We start from the raw sequence: 15,939 nt of genomic DNA on the forward strand, positions 1-15,939 counted from the left end.
GCTCGTGGGGGGCGTCAGCGGCGGTTGGCGTCGGCGTGCTCGATCGACTCGCGGGCGGCCGCGACGACGGCCTCGGTGGTCAGACCGAACTCGCGGTAGAGCACCTTGTAGTCGGCGGAGGCGCCGAAGTGCTCCAGCGACACGATGCGGCCGGCCTCGCCGACGTAGCGGTGCCAGGTCAGGCCGATGCCCGCCTCGACGGCGACGCGGGCCTTGACGTCCGGCAGCAGCACGCCGTCGCGGTACGCCTGGTCCTGCTCCTCGAACCACTCGACGGACGGCATCGAGACCACGCGGGTCGGGATGCCCTCGGCCTGGAGCTGCTCGCGGGCCTCGACGGCCAGCTGGACCTCGGAGCCGGTGCCGATCAGGATCACCTGCGGGCGGCCGCCCTCGGCCTCGAACAGGACGTAGCCGCCCTTGGCCACGCCCTCGTTCGCCTCGTACGTCGGGACGTTCTGGCGGGTGAGGGCCAGACCGTGCGGCGCGGGCTTGACGGTGTGGCGCTTGGTGATCTCGCGCCAGGCGATCGCCGTCTCGTTGGCGTCGGCCGGGCGGACCATGTTCAGGCCCGGGATGGCGCGCAGGGCGGCCATGTGCTCGACCGGCTGGTGGGTCGGGCCGTCCTCGCCGAGACCGATGGAGTCGTGCGTCCACACGTAGGTGACCGGCAGCTTCATCAGCGCGGCCAGGCGGACCGCCGGGCGCATGTAGTCGGAGAACACCAGGAAGGTGCCGCCGTAGACGCGGGTGTTGCCGTGCAGCGCGATGCCGTTCATGGTCGAGCCCATGGCGTGCTCGCGGATGCCGAAGTGGATGGTGCGGCCGTAGGGGTTCGCCTCCGGCAGCGGGTTGCCCTTCGGCAGGAAGGACGACGACGCGTCGATCGTCGTGTTGTTCGAACCGGCGAGGTCGGCGGAGCCGCCCCACAGCTCGGGGATCACGCCGCCCAGCGCCTTGAGGACCTCGCCCGAGGCCTTGCGGGTGGCGACGTCCTTGCCGGCCGGGAAGACCGGAATGGCCTTCTCCCAGCCGTCGGGCAGCTCGCCCGCGCTGATCCGGTCGAAGTCGGCGGCGCGCTCCGGGTTGGCCTCGCGCCACTCCTGGATGCGCTTGTCCCACGTGGCGTGGGCCTCGCGGCCGCGGTCGACGACCTTGCGGACGTGGGTGAAGACCTCGTCCTCGACCTGGAAGTGCTGCTCGGGGTCGAAGCCCAGCACCTTCTTGGTCGCGGCGACCTCGGCGTCGCCCAGGGCGGAGCCGTGCGAGGCCTCGGTGTTCTGGGCGTTCGGGGCCGGCCAGGCGATGATCGTGCGGGCGGCGATGAGCGAGGGGCGCTCGGTCTCCTCCTGCGCGGCCTTCAGCGCGGCGTGCAGCGCGTGGATGTCGAAGTCGCCGTTGGCGCCCTGCTCGATGCGCTGGACGTGCCAGCCGTAGGCCTCGTAGCGCTTGAGGACGTCCTCGGAGAAGGCCGTCTCGGTGTCGCCCTCGATCGAGATGTGGTTGTCGTCGTAGAGCGCGACGATGTTGCCGAGCTTCTGGTGGCCGGCGAGCGAGGAGGCCTCGGCCGAGATGCCCTCCTCCAGGTCGCCGTCGGAGACGATCGCCCAGATGGTGTGGTCGAACGGGGAGGTGCCCTCCGGCGCCTCCGGGTCGAACAGGCCGCGCTCGTAGCGGGCGGCCATGGCCATGCCCACGGCGTTGGCGATGCCCTGGCCCAGCGGACCGGTGGTGGTCTCCACGCCCCGGGTGTGCCCGTGCTCGGGGTGGCCGGGGGTCTTGCTGTCCCAGGTGCGGAAGGACTTCAGGTCCGACAGCTCCAGGCCGTAGCCCGCCATGAACAGCTGGATGTACAGCGTCAGGCTGGTGTGGCCCGGGGAGAGGACGAAGCGGTCGCGACCGGTCCAGTCGGCGTCACTGGGGTCGTGCCGCATCATCTTCTGGAACAGCAGGTAGGCGGCGGGCGCCAGGCTCATGGCCGTGCCCGGATGGCCGTTGCCGACCTTCTGCACGGAGTCCATGGCCAGGACGCGGGCGGTATCGACGGCCCGCTGGTCCAGTTCGGTCCATTCGAGGTCTGTGGTGGTCGGCTTGGTGCTCACCCTTGGATCAGGGCTCCTCTCCACATGGTCTTGTCTGCCGGGGGCGGTATGTTCCGCCACGACGCGGCGTGGTCGAGCCTACCCCTGTGGGGACGTGCGTCTTTTCGACGTACAGTCGGCTGCCCGTTTGCGGGCAACCGAATCGCGGCGGCCGGGATTCCCGCCGCGGGTGCGGCGCCCTGGGTCCAGCCTGCCGGGCGGCGCGCCCGCCCGCCTCCCGAAGCGGACCGTTCCGTCAGGTCCCGGGGAGCTCCGCGGTGGCGTCCGGGGCGTGCGGTGACGCGCCTGTGATCCGTTGCGCGCGCCCCCAACACGACCCACCCCGGCGGAGGCCGTGCCATCGCCTGCGTCTAAAGTGGCGTGGTACGCGCAAGTCTTTACCGGGCATTCCGCCCCGGATGTGCTTGCTGGCCTTATCTCTGTCAGGGGTGTGCGTGACGGCCGTCGAATCCCGTCCTGCGGGTGGGGGAACCTCCCACGCCTTCAAGGCAGTGGGGGAGCTCGCTGAGAGCCCCGGTCACCGGCCGTTCGGGGCCCGTGCCAAGGCGTTCGTGGCGCTGACCAAGCCGCGTGTCATCGAGCTGCTGCTGATGACCACCGTGCCGGTGATGTTCCTCGCGGCCCGGGGCGTGCCCGACCTGTGGCTGGTCCTGGCCACCTGCATCGGCGGCTACCTGTCCGCGGGCGGCGCCGGCGCGTTCAACATGTGGTTCGACCGCGACATCGACGCCCTGATGGACCGCACCTCGCAGCGCCCGCTGGTGACCGGCATGGTCTCCCCGAAGGAGTGCCTGGTCTTCGCCTCCGTGCTGACGGTGGGCTCCACCCTGTGGTTCTGGTTCCTGGTCAACCCGCTGTCGGCGATGCTCTCCCTGGGCGCCAACGCCTTCTACGTCGTCGTCTACACCATGATCCTCAAGCGCCGCACCGCGCAGAACATCGTGTGGGGCGGCATCGCGGGCTGCATGCCGGTCGTCATCGGCTGGTCGGCCGTCGCGAACTCGGTCTCCTGGGCCGCCGTCGTCCTCTTCCTGGTCATCTTCTTCTGGACGCCGCCGCACTACTGGCCGCTGTCGATGAAGGTCAAGGACGACTACGCGCGCGTGGGCGTGCCGATGCTCCCGGTCATCGCCGGCAACAAGGCGGTCGCCAAGCAGATCGTCCTCTACAGCTGGGTGATGGTCCTCGTCTCCCTCTCCCTGCAGCCGCTGGGCTACACCGGCTGGTTCTACACGGTCGTCGCGGCCGCGCTGGGCGGCTTCTGGCTGAAGGAGGCGCATGCCCTGCAGGTGCGCGCCAACGCCGGCATCACGGGTGCGAAGCTCAAGGAGATGCGCCTGTTCCACTGGTCCATCACCTACGTGTCGCTGCTGTTCGTCGCGGTCGCCGTGGATCCCTTCCTTCGTTAATTACTGGTGGGTAGCATCTGCGGCATGGCAGATGACACCACCCCGCAGGCCGCTCCCGAAGCCCAGGCCGCTCCCGCCGCCCGGGCGGACCGTAAGGCCGCCCGGCTCGCCCGTCAGATCGACGCCTTCGCCAAGAGCCACGGCGGCTCCGCCGAAGGCCAGCTGGCCCACATCGCCCGCGGCACCGTCCGGGTCGCCCTCGTGGGCGCCAACGGTGAGTGGGGCAACCTCGTCGCCCCCTCCATGGACGTCGCGCGGAAGGCCGCCGAGAAGGCCGGGCTGACCCTCCACGACGACTTCGACGGCGAGCTCGCCGCCAAGGTCCGCACCGGCCCGTACGAGTGGTCGCGCATGGCCGGCCTGCAGATCGGCGGCCCGAGCAATCCCGCCGATAACTGACGCGCCCCTCGGCCGTTAGACCCGCAAGGGGGGCGGTCGCGCACGCGCCGCCCGGGGTGGGGGACGGCACGAGGGGGGCGGATGGACGGCATGCCGCCGCTCGTCGACCAGCACAGCCACGGCACGGTCCACGGCGAACTGGGGCTCGGCGGGTTCGAGGCGCACCTGGCCGCGGCCGCGGGCGCCGCGGGCCCGGCCCCGCCCGGCACGAGCTTCTTCGACAGCCGTACGGGGCTCGCGCTGCGCCGCTGGTGCCCGCCGCTCCTCGGCCTGGACCCCTACTGCTCGCCCGTCCGCTATCTGGCCCGCCGCCGCGAGCTGGGCGCCTACCGGGCCGGGCAGCTGCTGCTGCGCGGCGCGGGCATCGGCGCGTTCCTGCTGGAGACGGGGGAGCCGAGCGCCCTCACGTCGGCCGCCGAGCTGGCCGGGGCCGCCGACGGCAGCGCCCACGAGGTCGTCCGGCTCGAACCGCTCGCCGAGCAGGTCGCCGACACGTCGGGAAGCGCGGACTCCTTCACCGCGTACACGGCCGAGGCCCTCTACGCGGCCGCCCGCAGCGCCACCGCCTTCGCCTGCAGCGTCCCCTCCTGCGACGGAAGCCCGCCGGGCCTGGCGGAGGTGCGCAGGGCCGCCGCGCAGTGGCTGCGCTCGCGCCGCCCGGGCGGCCGGCTGGACGATCCCGTCCTCGGCCGGCACCTGCTGTGGAGCGCGCTCGCCGCCGGCCTGCCCGTCCAGCTGCACTGTTCCGACCCGCTGCGGCTGTCCCGCTTCCTGCGGGCCACCACGGGCCTGGGGTGCGATCTGGTGCTGCTGCCGGACCCCTGGCACCACCGGGAGGCCGCACAGCTCGCCGGGGCCTTCCCGCACGTCTACGCGGACGTGGGGCGCCGCCCCGACGAGACGCTGCGCGAGGCACCCTTCGGCAAGCTGCTGTTCTCCTCCGGCGCGCGCGGCCTGGCGGAGCTCTACGTGGTCGCCGCCCGGTCGTTCGCCCAGGCCATGGACCGGCTGATGAGCGACTGGGTGGCCGACGGCTGGTGCCGGTGGGCGGACGCGCGCAGGATCGCCTCGCTCGTCGCGGCCGGCACCGCCCGCAGGGTCTACCGGCTGGACGCGCCGGCCGGCTGAGCCTCCGCCACGGCCTCGTGCCCGTCCGCGGGGGCGGGCACGACGGGCTGCCCGCCGCGCTCGCGCAGCGACAGGAAGACCCGCAGCACGGCGATCCACACCAGGCAGGAGCCGAGCATGTGGACGCCGACGACCAGCTCCGGCTCGTCGTTGAAGTACTGCACGTAGCCGAGGACGCCCTGGAGCATCAGCACGGCGAACAGCTCGGCCACGCGCCGGCGCGGCACCGCCGGAGCCTTCACGGCCCGCAGCACGAACCACAGGGCGACGGTCAGGCCGACCACGATGTAGACGAAGTCGACGTGCAGCTGGGTGACCTCGCGCCAGTCCAGCGGGATGCGGCGGACGTCCTTCGAGGCGTCGCCCGCGTGCCGGCCGGAGCCGGTCACCACCGTGCCGGCGAGGATCAGCAGGACGCTCGCCCCGACCAGGACCCAGCTGAGCTGCCGCACCGGCCGGGCCACCAGGTCGCGCGGCTCGTCGTCACCCTCGCCCGCGCGGTGCCACATCACCACGGCCACCGTCAGCAGCGCGGTCGCCGCCAGGAAGTGCAGGGCCACGATGTACGGGTTGAGGCCCGTCAGCACCGTGATGCCGCCGATGATGCCGTTGCTCGCGATGAGCCAGAACTGGGCCCAGCCCAGCCGCGTCAGGGGGTAGCGGCGCGGGGCACGCGCGCGTGCCGCCACGATCGCCACGCCGACGATCGCGCACAGCACGTACGTCAGCATGCGGTTGGTGAACTCGATGACGCCGTTGATGCCCATCTGCGGGGTGGGCGTCAGGCTGTCCTCGGTGCAGGTCGGCCACGTCGGGCAGCCGAGCCCCGACTGGGTGAGCCGGACCGCGCCGCCCGTCACCACGATGACCACGGCCATCGCCACGCAGGCGAGGGCCGCCCGCCGGACGAAGCGCGCGGAGGGCTGCCAGCGGTCGGCGACGATCTGGAGGGGGTTCAGCGTTTTCGGCACGGCCTCATCGTAAAGGGGAGCTTGTGCACGCGTTCACGAGGGGCCCGGGGAGTCGCCTCCCGGGCCCTCGCTCCCGGCGAAGGGCTCACCCGGCGGAAGGGCTCACTCCCAGCGGAAGAGCTTCGCCGCCGCGCCGAGGCCCAGCACCGCCCACACGGCGAGGATCCCGAGGTCGCCCCAGGGCATGCCCGCACCGTGCTGGAGCACCGCGCGCAGGCCGTCCGAGAGCGCCGAGATCGGCAGCAGCTCCAGCACCGCCCGCACCCCGCCGGGGAACTTCTCCATCGGCACGATCACGCCGCCGCCGACCAGCAGCAGCAGGAAGACGAGGTTCGCCGCGGCCAGCGTCACCTCGGCCTTGAGCGTGCCGGCCATCAGCAGCCCGAGCCCGGAGAACGCCGCCGTGCCCAGCACGAGCAGCAGCAGCACCGCGAGCGGGTTGCCCTGCGGCGACCAGCCCAGCGCGAAGGCGATCACCGTCAGCAGCACCACCTGCAGCACCTCGGTGACCAGCACCGAGCAGGTCTTCGCCGTCATCAGCGCCCACCGCGGCAGCGGCGACGCGCCGAGCCGCTTGAGGACGCCGTAGCGGCGCTCGAAGCCGGTCGCGATGGCCTGGCCGGTGAACGCCGTGGACATCACCGCCAGCGCGAGCACGCCCGGCGCCAGGAAGTCGACGGCTTTGCCGTCGCCCGTGTCGACGATGTCGACGGCGCTGAACAGCACCAGCAGGAGGGTGGGGATGACCACCGTCAGCAGCAGCTGCTCGCCGTTGCGCAGCAGCATGCGGGTCTCCAGCGCGGCCTGCGCACGGATCATCCGCGAAAGCGGCGCGGCGCCGGGCCGCGGGACGAAGGTCTCGGCACTCATGCCCGCAGCTCCCTACCGGTCAGCTCCAGAAAGACGTCCTCCAGCGTGTGGCGCTCGACCGCGATGCGGTCCGGCATGACGCCGTTCTGCGCGCACCACGTGGTGACCGTGGCCAGCAGCTGGGGGTCGATGCGGCCGCCCACGCGGTACGTGCCCGGGGTGAGCTCCGCCGCCGTCGACTCGGCGGGCAGGGCCTTCAGGAGCGAGCCGACGTCCAGGCCGGGCCGGCCGCTGAAGCGCAGGGTGTTCTCCGCGCCGCCGCGGCACAGCCGCTCGGGACTGCCCTGGGCGATGACCCTGCCGCTGTCGATGATGGCGACGTCGTCGGCCAGGGCCTCGGCCTCGTCCATGTAGTGCGTGGTGAGGACGACGGTGACGCCGTCGGTGCGCAGCTCGCGCACCAGGTCCCAGGTGGCGTGGCGGGCCTGCGGGTCCAGGCCGGCCGTCGGCTCGTCCAGGAAGACCAGCTCGGGGCGGCCGACGACGGCCATGGCGAGCGCGAGGCGCTGCTGCTGCCCGCCGGAGAGCCGCCGGTAGGGCGTCCGGCCGCAGCCGCCCAGGCCCAGCCGGTCCATGAGGGCCGGCACGTCCAGGGGGTGGGCGTGCAGGGCGGCGACGTGGCGCAGCATCTCCTCCGCGCGCGCCCCTGCGTACACCCCTCCGCTCTGCAGCATGACGCCCACGCGGGGGCGGAGGGCCGCCGCGTCGGCGACGGGGTCGAGCCCGAGCACGCGGACGGTGCCCGCGTCGGGGCGCCGGTAGCCCTCGCAGGTCTCGATCGTGGTGGTCTTGCCGGCTCCGTTGGGGCCGAGGACGGCGGTGAGGCCGCCGCGGGCGACGGACAGGTCGAGGCCGTCCACCGCCGTCTTCGGTCCGTACCGCTTCACCAGCCCGCGGACCTCGACCGCGGGCGGGCCTGAGGCCTCGGGGGTGTCCCCCGGGAAGACGCTGCGCATGGCGGGAAGTCTACGAAGCCGGGCGTGTCCCGGGAGGCCCCGGGGTGGAACCGGATCCGGAAGGGGCCGGCCGCGGGAAACCCCGGGGGCGCGGGCCGGGACCGGGCTCCGGCCGTCTCCGGGCAAGATCGCCAAGTGCCTGTTAGGTAACCCTTAGTGATCGAGGCCACCGCCGGATGGCCGGGGGGAGGCTTGTCCGTCTCCGGCCAATTACGCAACAATGGTGTTGTGAAATACGCGGGCGAAGCTTCGCAGGACCCCGCGGCCGGTCCGGGAGGACCTCGGGCCGCCGGGTCGCAGCAGGCTGCGCCCGGGTCCGTGCGCGAGCAGGAGCGCGGCCATGACGAGCAGCGCGGCACGCGCAACCGCGTCGCCCGCTCCATCCTCGACCACGGCCCGTCCACCGCGGCCGAGCTGGCCCTGCGCCTGGAGCTCACCCAGGCCGCCGTCCGCCGCCACCTCGACACCCTCGTCGCCGAGGGCGTCGTCGAGCCCCGCGAGAAGCGGGTCTACGGCGCCCGGGGCCGCGGCCGCCCCGCCAAGGCCTTCGCGCTCACCGACTGCGGCCGTGACGCCTTCGATCAGGCCTACGACAAGCTGGCCGGTGACGCCCTGCGCTGGATCGCGCAGGCCGCCGGCGGCGGCGAGATGGGCGAGGCGGCCGTCGCCGCCTTCGCCCGGGCCCGCATGGCCGCCCAGGCCGAGGGCTACCGCAAGGCGCTCGAGGCCGCGGCGCCCGAGTCCCGCACGGAGGCCCTTGCCAGGGCATTGACCGCGGACGGGTACGCTGCTACGGCGCGTAGCGCGCCGGTCGGCGAACAGCTTTGCCAGCACCACTGCCCGGTCGCCCATGTCGCCGAGCAGTTCCCGCAGCTGTGCGAGGCGGAGACCGAAGTCTTCTCCCGCCTGCTCGGGACACATGTGCAGCGTCTTGCCACCATCGCCCACGGCGACGGGGTGTGCACGACGTTCATCCCGAAGAGCAAGACCGAGACCACCACAGCATCCGCCAGCACGGCCGGGAGGAACCCCGCATGACTCTCCCCACGGAGACTGCCCACCCTGAGCTCGAAGGCCTGGGCACGTACGAATACGGCTGGGCCGACTCCGACGTGGCCGGTGCCGCAGCCAAGCGCGGCCTCTCCGAGGAGGTCGTCCGCGACATCTCGGCCAAGAAGTCCGAGCCGGAGTGGATGCTCAAGCTGCGTCTGAAGGGTCTGAAGCTCTTCGACAAGAAGCCCATGCCCACCTGGGGCTCCGACCTCACCGGCATCGACTTCGACAACATCAAGTACTTCGTCCGCTCCACCGAGAAGCAGGCGGCCACCTGGGAGGACCTCCCCCAGGACATCAAGAACACCTACGACAAGCTGGGCATCCCGGAGGCCGAGAAGCAGCGCCTCGTCGCCGGTGTCGCCGCCCAGTACGAGTCGGAGGTCGTCTACCACCAGATCCGCGAGGACCTGGAGGCCCAGGGCGTCATCTTCCTGGACACCGACACCGCCCTGAAGGAGCACCCCGAGCTCTTCCAGGAGTACTTCGGCACGGTCATCCCCGTCGGTGACAACAAGTTCGCCTCGCTGAACACCGCCGTGTGGTCCGGCGGCTCCTTCATCTACGTCCCGAAGGGTGTCCACGTCGACATCCCGCTGCAGGCCTACTTCCGGATCAACACGGAGAACATGGGCCAGTTCGAGCGGACGCTGATCATCGTCGACGAGGACGCCTACGTCCACTACGTCGAGGGCTGCACCGCCCCGATCTACTCCTCGGACTCGCTGCACAGCGCCGTCGTGGAGATCATCGTCAAGAAGGGCGGCCGCTGCCGCTACACGACCATCCAGAACTGGTCGAACAACGTCTACAACCTGGTCACCAAGCGCGCCGTGGCCTACGAGGGCGCGACCATGGAGTGGGTCGACGGCAACATCGGCTCCAAGGTGACGATGAAGTACCCCGCCGTCTACCTGATGGGCGAGCACGCCAAGGGCGAGACGCTGTCCATCGCCTTCTCCGGCCAGGGCCAGCACCAGGACGCCGGCGCCAAGATGGTCCACATGGCGCCGAACACCTCCTCCAACATCGTCTCCAAGTCGGTGGCGCGAGGCGGCGGCCGCACCTCCTACCGCGGCCTGATCGAGATCGGCGAGGGCGCCCACGGCTCCAAGTCGAACGTGCTCTGCGACGCCCTGCTCGTGGACACCATCTCCCGCTCGGACACCTACCCCTACGTCGACGTCCGCGAGGACGACGTCTCCATGGGCCACGAGGCGACCGTCTCCAAGGTCAGCGACGACCAGCTCTTCTACCTGATGAGCCGCGGTCTCTCCGAGGACGAGGCAATGGCCATGATCGTGCGCGGCTTCGTCGAGCCGATCGCCCGCGAGCTCCCCATGGAGTACGCGCTGGAGCTCAACCGGCTGATCGAGCTGCAGATGGAAGGCTCCGTCGGCTGACCTTCCCCCGCCCCCGGGCGGGGGAGGGGCACGGACGCCCCCCGACCGCAGCGAACCCTTTGTGACAGGAAGAGAGCACGACGACAGCCATGGCTGACAACACCCCCGCCGGCAGCACGACCGACGGCGCCATCCAGGTGGGCGGGCCCCAGCAGCCCATCGACGCGCGCGTGAGCGCCCCCGCCTCGTACGACGTCGCGGACTTCCCCGTGCCGCACGGCCGTGAGGAGGAGTGGCGGTTCACCCCGCTGCAGCGCCTCCGCGGCCTGCACGACGGCACCGCCGTGGCGAACGGCGGCGGCGTCAAGGTCGAGGTGAGCGCCCCCGCGGGCGTCACCGTGGAGACCGTCGGCCGCGACGACGCCCGCCTCGGCCGGGCCGGCAAGCCCGTCGACCGCGTCGCCGCCCAGGCCTACAGCTCCTTCGAGAAGGCCTCGGTCGTCTCGATCCCGAAGGACGCCGTGCTCACCGAGCCCGTCACGATCTCCGTGCACGGCGAGGGCGGCGTGGCCTTCGGCCACCAGGTCGTCGAGGTCGGCGCCTTCGCCGAGGCCGTCGTCGTCCTCGACCACACCGGCGACACCACGCTCGCCGCCAACGTCGAGTTCCTCGTCGGCGACGGCGCCAAGCTCACCGTCGTCTCCGTCCAGGACTGGGACGCCACCGCGGTGCACGCCGCCCAGCACACCGCGCTGGTCGGCCGCGACGCCTCGTTCAAGTCCGTCATCGTCACCTTCGGCGGCGACCTGGTCCGCCTCCACCCCCGGGTCGTCTACGGCGCCCCCGGCGGCGAGGCCGAGCTCTACGGCCTCTACTTCACGGACAAGGGGCAGCACCAGGAGCACCGCCTCTTCGTCGACCACGACACCCCGCACTGCCGCAGCAACGTCGCCTACAAGGGCGCGCTGCAGGGCCAGGACGCCCACGCCGTCTGGATCGGCGACGTCCTGATCCGCGCCGCGGCCGAGGGCACCGACACCTACGAGCTCAACCGCAACCTGGTCCTCACCGACGGCGCCCGCGTCGACTCCGTGCCCAACCTGGAGATCGAGACCGGTGAGATCGTCGGCGCCGGCCACGCCTCCGCCACCGGCCGCTTCGACGACGAGCAGCTGTTCTACCTGATGGCCCGCGGCATCCCGGCCGACGAGGCCCGCCGCCTGGTCGTCCGCGGCTTCTTCGCCGAGCTGGTCCAGCAGATCGGCATCCCGGAACTCGAGGAGCGCCTCATCGCCAAGATCGAGGCCGAGCTGGAGGCGTCGGTGGCATGAGCGAGACCCCCTACGTCCGAGTGGCCGCGCTGAGCGACCTGGAGGAGGACACCCCCAAGCGGGTCGAGATCGACGGCGTCCCCGTCTCCCTCGTCCGCACGGAGGGAGAGGTCTTCGCCATCAACGACATCTGCTCGCACGCGAATGTCTCGCTCTCCGAGGGCGAGGTGGAGGACTGCGCCATCGAGTGCTGGCTGCACGGCTCCAGCTTCGACCTGCGCACCGGAAAGCCCTCCGGCCTGCCCGCCACGCGCCCCGTCCCCGTATACCCCGTCAAGATCGAAGGGGACGACGTGCTCGTCTCCGTCACCCAGGAGTCCTGAGTTCCCCATGGCAACGCTTGAGATCCACGACCTGCACGTCTCCGTCGAAGCCGAGAACGGCCCGCGCGAGATCCTCAAGGGCGTCGACCTGACCGTGAAGCAGGGCGAGACCCACGCCATCATGGGCCCCAACGGCTCCGGCAAGTCGACCCTGGCGTACTCCCTCGCGGGTCACCCCAAGTACACGATCACCGGCGGCACCGTCACCCTCGACGGCGAGGACGTCCTGGAGATGTCCGTCGACGAGCGCGCCCGCGCCGGCGTCTTCCTCGCCATGCAGTACCCGGTCGAGGTGCCCGGCGTCTCCGTCTCCAACTTCCTGCGCACCTCCGCCACCGCCATCCGCGGCGAGGCCCCCAAGCTGCGCACCTGGGTGAAGGAGGTCAAGGAGGCCATGGAGCGCCTCAACATGGACCCCGCCTTCGCCGAGCGCAACGTCAACGAGGGCTTCTCCGGCGGTGAGAAGAAGCGCCACGAGATCCTTCAGCTGGAGCTCCTCAAGCCGAAGATCGCGATCCTCGACGAGACCGACTCCGGCCTCGACGTCGACGCCCTGCGCCAGGTCTCCGAGGGCGTCAACCGCGTCCGCGAGACCGGTGAGGTCGGCACCCTGCTGATCACGCACTACACGCGCATCCTGCGCTACATCAAGCCCGACTTCGTGCACGTCTTCTCCGGCGGCCGCATCGTCGAGTCCGGCGGCGCCGAGCTGGCCGACAAGCTGGAGTCCGAGGGCTACGAGGCCTACCAGACGAAGGGCGGCGTAACCGCGTGACCATACTGCCGGGCCTCCTCGACACCGAGGCGATTCGCAAGGACTTCCCCATCCTGGACCGCACGGTCCACGACGGTAAGAAGATCGTCTACCTGGACTCCGCGGCCACCTCCCAGAAGCCGCGCCAGGTGCTCGACGCGCTCAACGCGTACTACGAGCGGCACAACGCCAACGTCCACCGCGGCGTCTACACCATCGCCGAGGAGGCCACGGCGCTGTACGAGGGCGCCCGCGACAAGGTCGCCGCCTTCATCAACGCGCCCAGCCGCGACGAGGTCATCTTCACCAAGAACGCCTCCGAGTCGCTCAACCTCGTGGCCAACATGCTCGGCTGGGCCGACGAGCCCTACCGGGTCGACCACGAGACCGAGATCGTCATCACGGAGATGGAGCACCACTCCAACATCGTTCCGTGGCAGCTGCTCTCGCAGCGCACCGGCGCGAAGCTGAAGTGGTTCGGCCTCACCGACGACGGCCGGCTCGACCTGTCCGACATCGACGAGATCATCACCGAGAAGACCAAGGTCGTCTCGTTCGTGCTGGTCTCCAACATCCTGGGCACGCAGAACCCCGTCGAGACCATCGTCCGGCGCGCCCAGGAGGTCGGTGCGCTCGTCGTGATCGACGCCTCCCAGGCCGCCCCGCACATGGTGCTGGACGTCCAGGCCCTCCAGGCCGACTTCGTGGCCTTCACCGGCCACAAGATGTGCGGCCCGACCGGCATCGGCGTCCTGTGGGGCCGCCAGGAGCTGCTGGAGGACCTCCCGCCGTTCCTCGGCGGCGGCGAGATGATCGAGACCGTCTCGATGCACTCCTCGACCTACGCCCCCGCGCCGCACAAGTTCGAGGCCGGTACGCCCCCGATCGCCCAGGCCGTCGGCCTCGGCGCCGCGGTGGACTACCTCTCCGCGATCGGCATGGAGAACATCGCCCGGCACGAGCACGCGATCACGCAGTACGCCGTGACCCGGCTCCAGGAGGTCCCGGACCTGCGGATCATCGGCCCCACCACGGCCGAGGACCGCGGCGCCACCATCTCCTTCACGCTCGGCGACATCCACCCGCACGACGTGGGCCAGGTCCTCGACGAGCAGGGCATCGCCGTCCGCGTCGGCCACCACTGCGCGCGGCCCGTCTGCCTGCGGTACGGAATTCCGGCGACCACACGGGCGTCGTTCTATCTGTACTCCACCCCCGGTGAGGTCGACGCCCTCGTCGCGGGTCTGGAGCACGTCCGGAACTTCTTCGGGTAGAGCGGGGATCTTGTGAAGCTGGATTCGATGTACCAGGACGTCATCCTGGACCACTACAAGCACCCGCACGGCCGGGGCTTGCGGGACGGCGACGCCGAGGTACACCACGTCAACCCGACCTGCGGTGACGAGATCACGCTGCGGGTGCGCCTGGCGGGCGGCACCATCGAGGACGTCTCGTACGAGGGCCAGGGCTGCTCCATCAGCCAGGCCAGCGCCTCGGTGCTCAACGAACTGCTCGTCGGCAAGGAGCTCGAGGAGGCGCAGCGGATCCAGGAGACCTTCCTGGAGCTGATGCAGTCCAAGGGCCGCATCGAGCCGGACGACGCCATGGAGGAGGTGCTGGAGGACGCGGTCGCGTTCGCCGGCGTCTCCAAGTATCCGGCCCGGGTGAAGTGTGCTCTGCTGAGCTGGATGGCGTGGAAGGACGCGACCGCCCAGGCCCTGGGCGAAGGCCCCGAAGACACTGCGAGGAAGACCGCATGAGTGACAACGCAGAGGTGACCACCAAGCCGGCCACCGAGGAAGAGGTCCGCGAGGCCCTCTACGACGTGGTCGACCCCGAGCTGGGCATCGACGTCGTCAATCTCGGCCTGATCTACGGCATCCACATCGACGACGCCAACATCGCCACCCTCGACATGACCCTCACGTCCGCGGCCTGCCCGCTGACCGACGTCATCGAGGACCAGGCCAAGTCGGCCACCGAGGGCATCGTCAACGAGCTCCGGATCAACTGGGTCTGGATGCCGCCGTGGGGCCCCGACAAGATCACGGACGAGGGCCGCGAGCAGCTCCGCGCGCTCGGCTTCAACGTCTGAGCCGCCCTGCCGCGCAGGACATCCGCGACAGCCCGCCCCTGACCCCGGTCAGGAGGCGGGCTGTCGCCGTGCGGGGCTGTGATCCGGCGGACATCCGGTGCCGATCGGCGGCATGCTGCGCGACCGGTTCGCTTCGGGAGGGCACGTCCGGTTAGGTTTTCGGACATGACCGATGCTGTTGCCTCCCGTACCACCGGCGCCGTCGCCGCCGGCCTTGCCACGATCACCGAGGACGGGACCGTCCTCGACACCTGGTTCCCCGCCCCGGAGCTCACCGAGGACGCCGGCCCGGCCGGCACCGAGCGGCTGAGCGCCGAGCGCGCCAACGAGCTGCTCGGCGAGAACGCCCTCAAGGCCGCCGGCCCGGACCCGCGCCGCGGCGTCGAGGTCGTGGCCGTCCGTACGGTCATCGCCTCGCTGGACGACAAGCCGCTCGACGCCCACGACGCCTACCTGCGTCTGCACCTGCTCTCGCACCGCCTGGTGAAGCCGCACGGCCAGAGCCTGGACGGCATCTTCGGCCTGCTCGCCAACGTCGCCTGGACGTCGATCGGCCCCGTCGCCGTCGACCAGGTCGAGACGGTGCGCCTGAACGCCCGCGCCGAGGGCCTGCACCTGCAGGTGACCAGCATCGACAAGTTCCCCCGGATGACGGACTACGTCGCCCCGTCCGGCGTGCGCATCGCCGACGCCGACCGCGTCCGCCTGGGCGCCCACCTGGCCGCCGGCACCACCGTCATGCACGAGGGCTTCGTCAACTTCAACGCCGGCACGCTGGGCACCTCCATGGTCGAGGGCCGCATCAGCGCGGGCGTCGTCGTGGGCGACGGCTCCGACATCGGCGGCGGCGCCTCCACCATGGGCACCCTCTCCGGCGGTGGCAAGCAGATCATCTCCATCGGCGAGCGCTGCCTGCTCGGCGCCGAGTCGGGCATCGGCATCGCCCTCGGTGACGAGTGCGTGGTCGAGGCCGGCCTCTACGTGACCGCGGGCACCCGCGTCACCCTGCCGGACGGCCAGGTCGTCAAGGCGCTGGAGCTCTCCGGCGCCGACAACATCCTCTTCCGCCGCAACTCCACCACGGGCGCCGTCGAGGCCCGCCCGTACAAGAGCAGCTGGGGCGGCCTGAACGAGATCCTGCACAGCCACAACTGAGCCGTGCTCGCGCGAGCGGCCGCGCCCCCGCCCGGGGGTGCGGCCGCTCG

The 15,939-nt window shown here is 71.3% G+C and carries 16 protein-coding genes; 12 read left to right on the top strand and 4 right to left on the bottom strand.

What is annotated here, in order from left to right; all coding sequences use genetic code 11:
• Positions 1-14: 14 nt before the first annotated feature.
• Positions 15-2,102, bottom strand: a complete 2,088-nt coding sequence (tkt, locus tag ACFZCD_RS16100) for a transketolase (protein WP_391831102.1) — start codon at positions 2,100-2,102, stop codon at positions 15-17.
• A 434-nt stretch (positions 2,103-2,536) separates the two neighbouring features.
• Between tkt and ACFZCD_RS16105 the strand changes: the two genes are divergently transcribed.
• The 3 genes from ACFZCD_RS16105 (at position 2,537) to ACFZCD_RS16115 (ending at position 5,038) form a co-directional block, all read left to right on the top strand.
• Entirely contained in the window at positions 2,537-3,511 is a 975-nt protein-coding gene (locus tag ACFZCD_RS16105; protein WP_391831104.1) for a heme o synthase, read from the top strand.
• Positions 3,512-3,535: 24 nt separating this feature from the next.
• Complete coding sequence (locus ACFZCD_RS16110) at positions 3,536-3,910, top strand: hypothetical protein (RefSeq protein WP_391831106.1); 375 nt, start codon at positions 3,536-3,538, stop codon at positions 3,908-3,910.
• 81 nt (positions 3,911-3,991) lie between these two features.
• Complete coding sequence (locus ACFZCD_RS16115) at positions 3,992-5,038, top strand: amidohydrolase (protein WP_391831108.1); 1,047 nt, start codon at positions 3,992-3,994, stop codon at positions 5,036-5,038.
• Here ACFZCD_RS16115 and ACFZCD_RS16120 read toward each other — a convergent pair.
• From ACFZCD_RS16120 to ACFZCD_RS16130, 3 genes are all read right to left on the bottom strand, one after another.
• Positions 5,011-6,009, bottom strand: a complete 999-nt coding sequence (locus ACFZCD_RS16120) for a heme A synthase (protein WP_391831110.1) — start codon at positions 6,007-6,009, stop codon at positions 5,011-5,013. The two genes, ACFZCD_RS16115 and ACFZCD_RS16120, sit on opposite strands and share 28 nt — an antisense overlap.
• A 102-nt stretch (positions 6,010-6,111) precedes the next feature.
• Positions 6,112-6,879, bottom strand: coding sequence for an ABC transporter permease (locus ACFZCD_RS16125; RefSeq protein WP_391831112.1), 768 nt, complete (start codon positions 6,877-6,879; stop codon positions 6,112-6,114).
• Positions 6,876-7,835 (bottom strand): ABC transporter ATP-binding protein, encoded by a 960-nt coding sequence (locus tag ACFZCD_RS16130; RefSeq protein WP_391831113.1) that lies wholly within the window; start codon positions 7,833-7,835, stop codon positions 6,876-6,878. Before ACFZCD_RS16130 ends, ACFZCD_RS16125 begins: the two co-directional genes overlap by 4 nt.
• A gap of 228 nt (positions 7,836-8,063) precedes the next feature.
• Between ACFZCD_RS16130 and ACFZCD_RS16135 the strand changes: the two genes are divergently transcribed.
• From ACFZCD_RS16135 to dapD, 9 genes are all read left to right on the top strand, one after another.
• Positions 8,064-8,873 (top strand): helix-turn-helix transcriptional regulator, encoded by an 810-nt coding sequence (locus ACFZCD_RS16135; protein WP_391831115.1) that lies wholly within the window; start codon positions 8,064-8,066, stop codon positions 8,871-8,873.
• Positions 8,870-10,291 (top strand): Fe-S cluster assembly protein SufB, encoded by a 1,422-nt coding sequence (gene sufB, locus ACFZCD_RS16140; RefSeq protein WP_391831117.1) that lies wholly within the window; start codon positions 8,870-8,872, stop codon positions 10,289-10,291. Before ACFZCD_RS16135 ends, sufB begins: the two co-directional genes overlap by 4 nt.
• 89 nt (positions 10,292-10,380) lie before the next feature.
• Positions 10,381-11,562 (top strand): Fe-S cluster assembly protein SufD, encoded by a 1,182-nt coding sequence (gene sufD / locus ACFZCD_RS16145; RefSeq protein WP_391831119.1) that lies wholly within the window; start codon positions 10,381-10,383, stop codon positions 11,560-11,562.
• The gene (locus ACFZCD_RS16150; RefSeq protein WP_391831121.1) at positions 11,559-11,885 is read left to right on the top strand and encodes a non-heme iron oxygenase ferredoxin subunit; all 327 of its coding nucleotides are present in this window, start codon (positions 11,559-11,561) and stop codon (positions 11,883-11,885) included. Before sufD ends, ACFZCD_RS16150 begins: the two co-directional genes overlap by 4 nt.
• A gap of 7 nt (positions 11,886-11,892) precedes the next feature.
• Positions 11,893-12,660 carry a Fe-S cluster assembly ATPase SufC gene (gene sufC, locus ACFZCD_RS16155; RefSeq protein ID WP_106679510.1) on the top strand — a complete coding sequence of 256 codons (768 nt, stop codon included), beginning with the start codon at positions 11,893-11,895 and terminating at the stop codon, positions 12,658-12,660.
• Positions 12,657-13,913 (top strand): cysteine desulfurase, encoded by a 1,257-nt coding sequence (locus ACFZCD_RS16160; RefSeq protein WP_391831123.1) that lies wholly within the window; start codon positions 12,657-12,659, stop codon positions 13,911-13,913. The genes sufC and ACFZCD_RS16160 overlap by 4 nt, the downstream gene beginning before the upstream one ends.
• 12 nt (positions 13,914-13,925) lie before the next feature.
• Positions 13,926-14,399 carry a Fe-S cluster assembly sulfur transfer protein SufU gene (sufU, locus tag ACFZCD_RS16165; protein ID WP_391831125.1) on the top strand — a complete coding sequence of 158 codons (474 nt, stop codon included), beginning with the start codon at positions 13,926-13,928 and terminating at the stop codon, positions 14,397-14,399.
• A complete protein-coding gene (locus ACFZCD_RS16170; protein ID WP_058044949.1) occupies positions 14,396-14,734 on the top strand; it encodes a metal-sulfur cluster assembly factor in 339 nt (112 codons plus the stop codon). The genes sufU and ACFZCD_RS16170 overlap by 4 nt, the downstream gene beginning before the upstream one ends.
• A gap of 165 nt (positions 14,735-14,899) precedes the next feature.
• Positions 14,900-15,889, top strand: coding sequence for a 2,3,4,5-tetrahydropyridine-2,6-dicarboxylate N-succinyltransferase (dapD, locus tag ACFZCD_RS16175; RefSeq protein WP_391831127.1), 990 nt, complete (start codon positions 14,900-14,902; stop codon positions 15,887-15,889).
• The last annotated feature ends 50 nt before the right edge of the window (positions 15,890-15,939 follow it).

This window comes from Streptomyces sp. NPDC008001, from assembly GCF_042958085.1.
Taxonomy (GTDB): Bacteria; Actinomycetota; Actinomycetes; order Streptomycetales; family Streptomycetaceae; genus Streptomyces.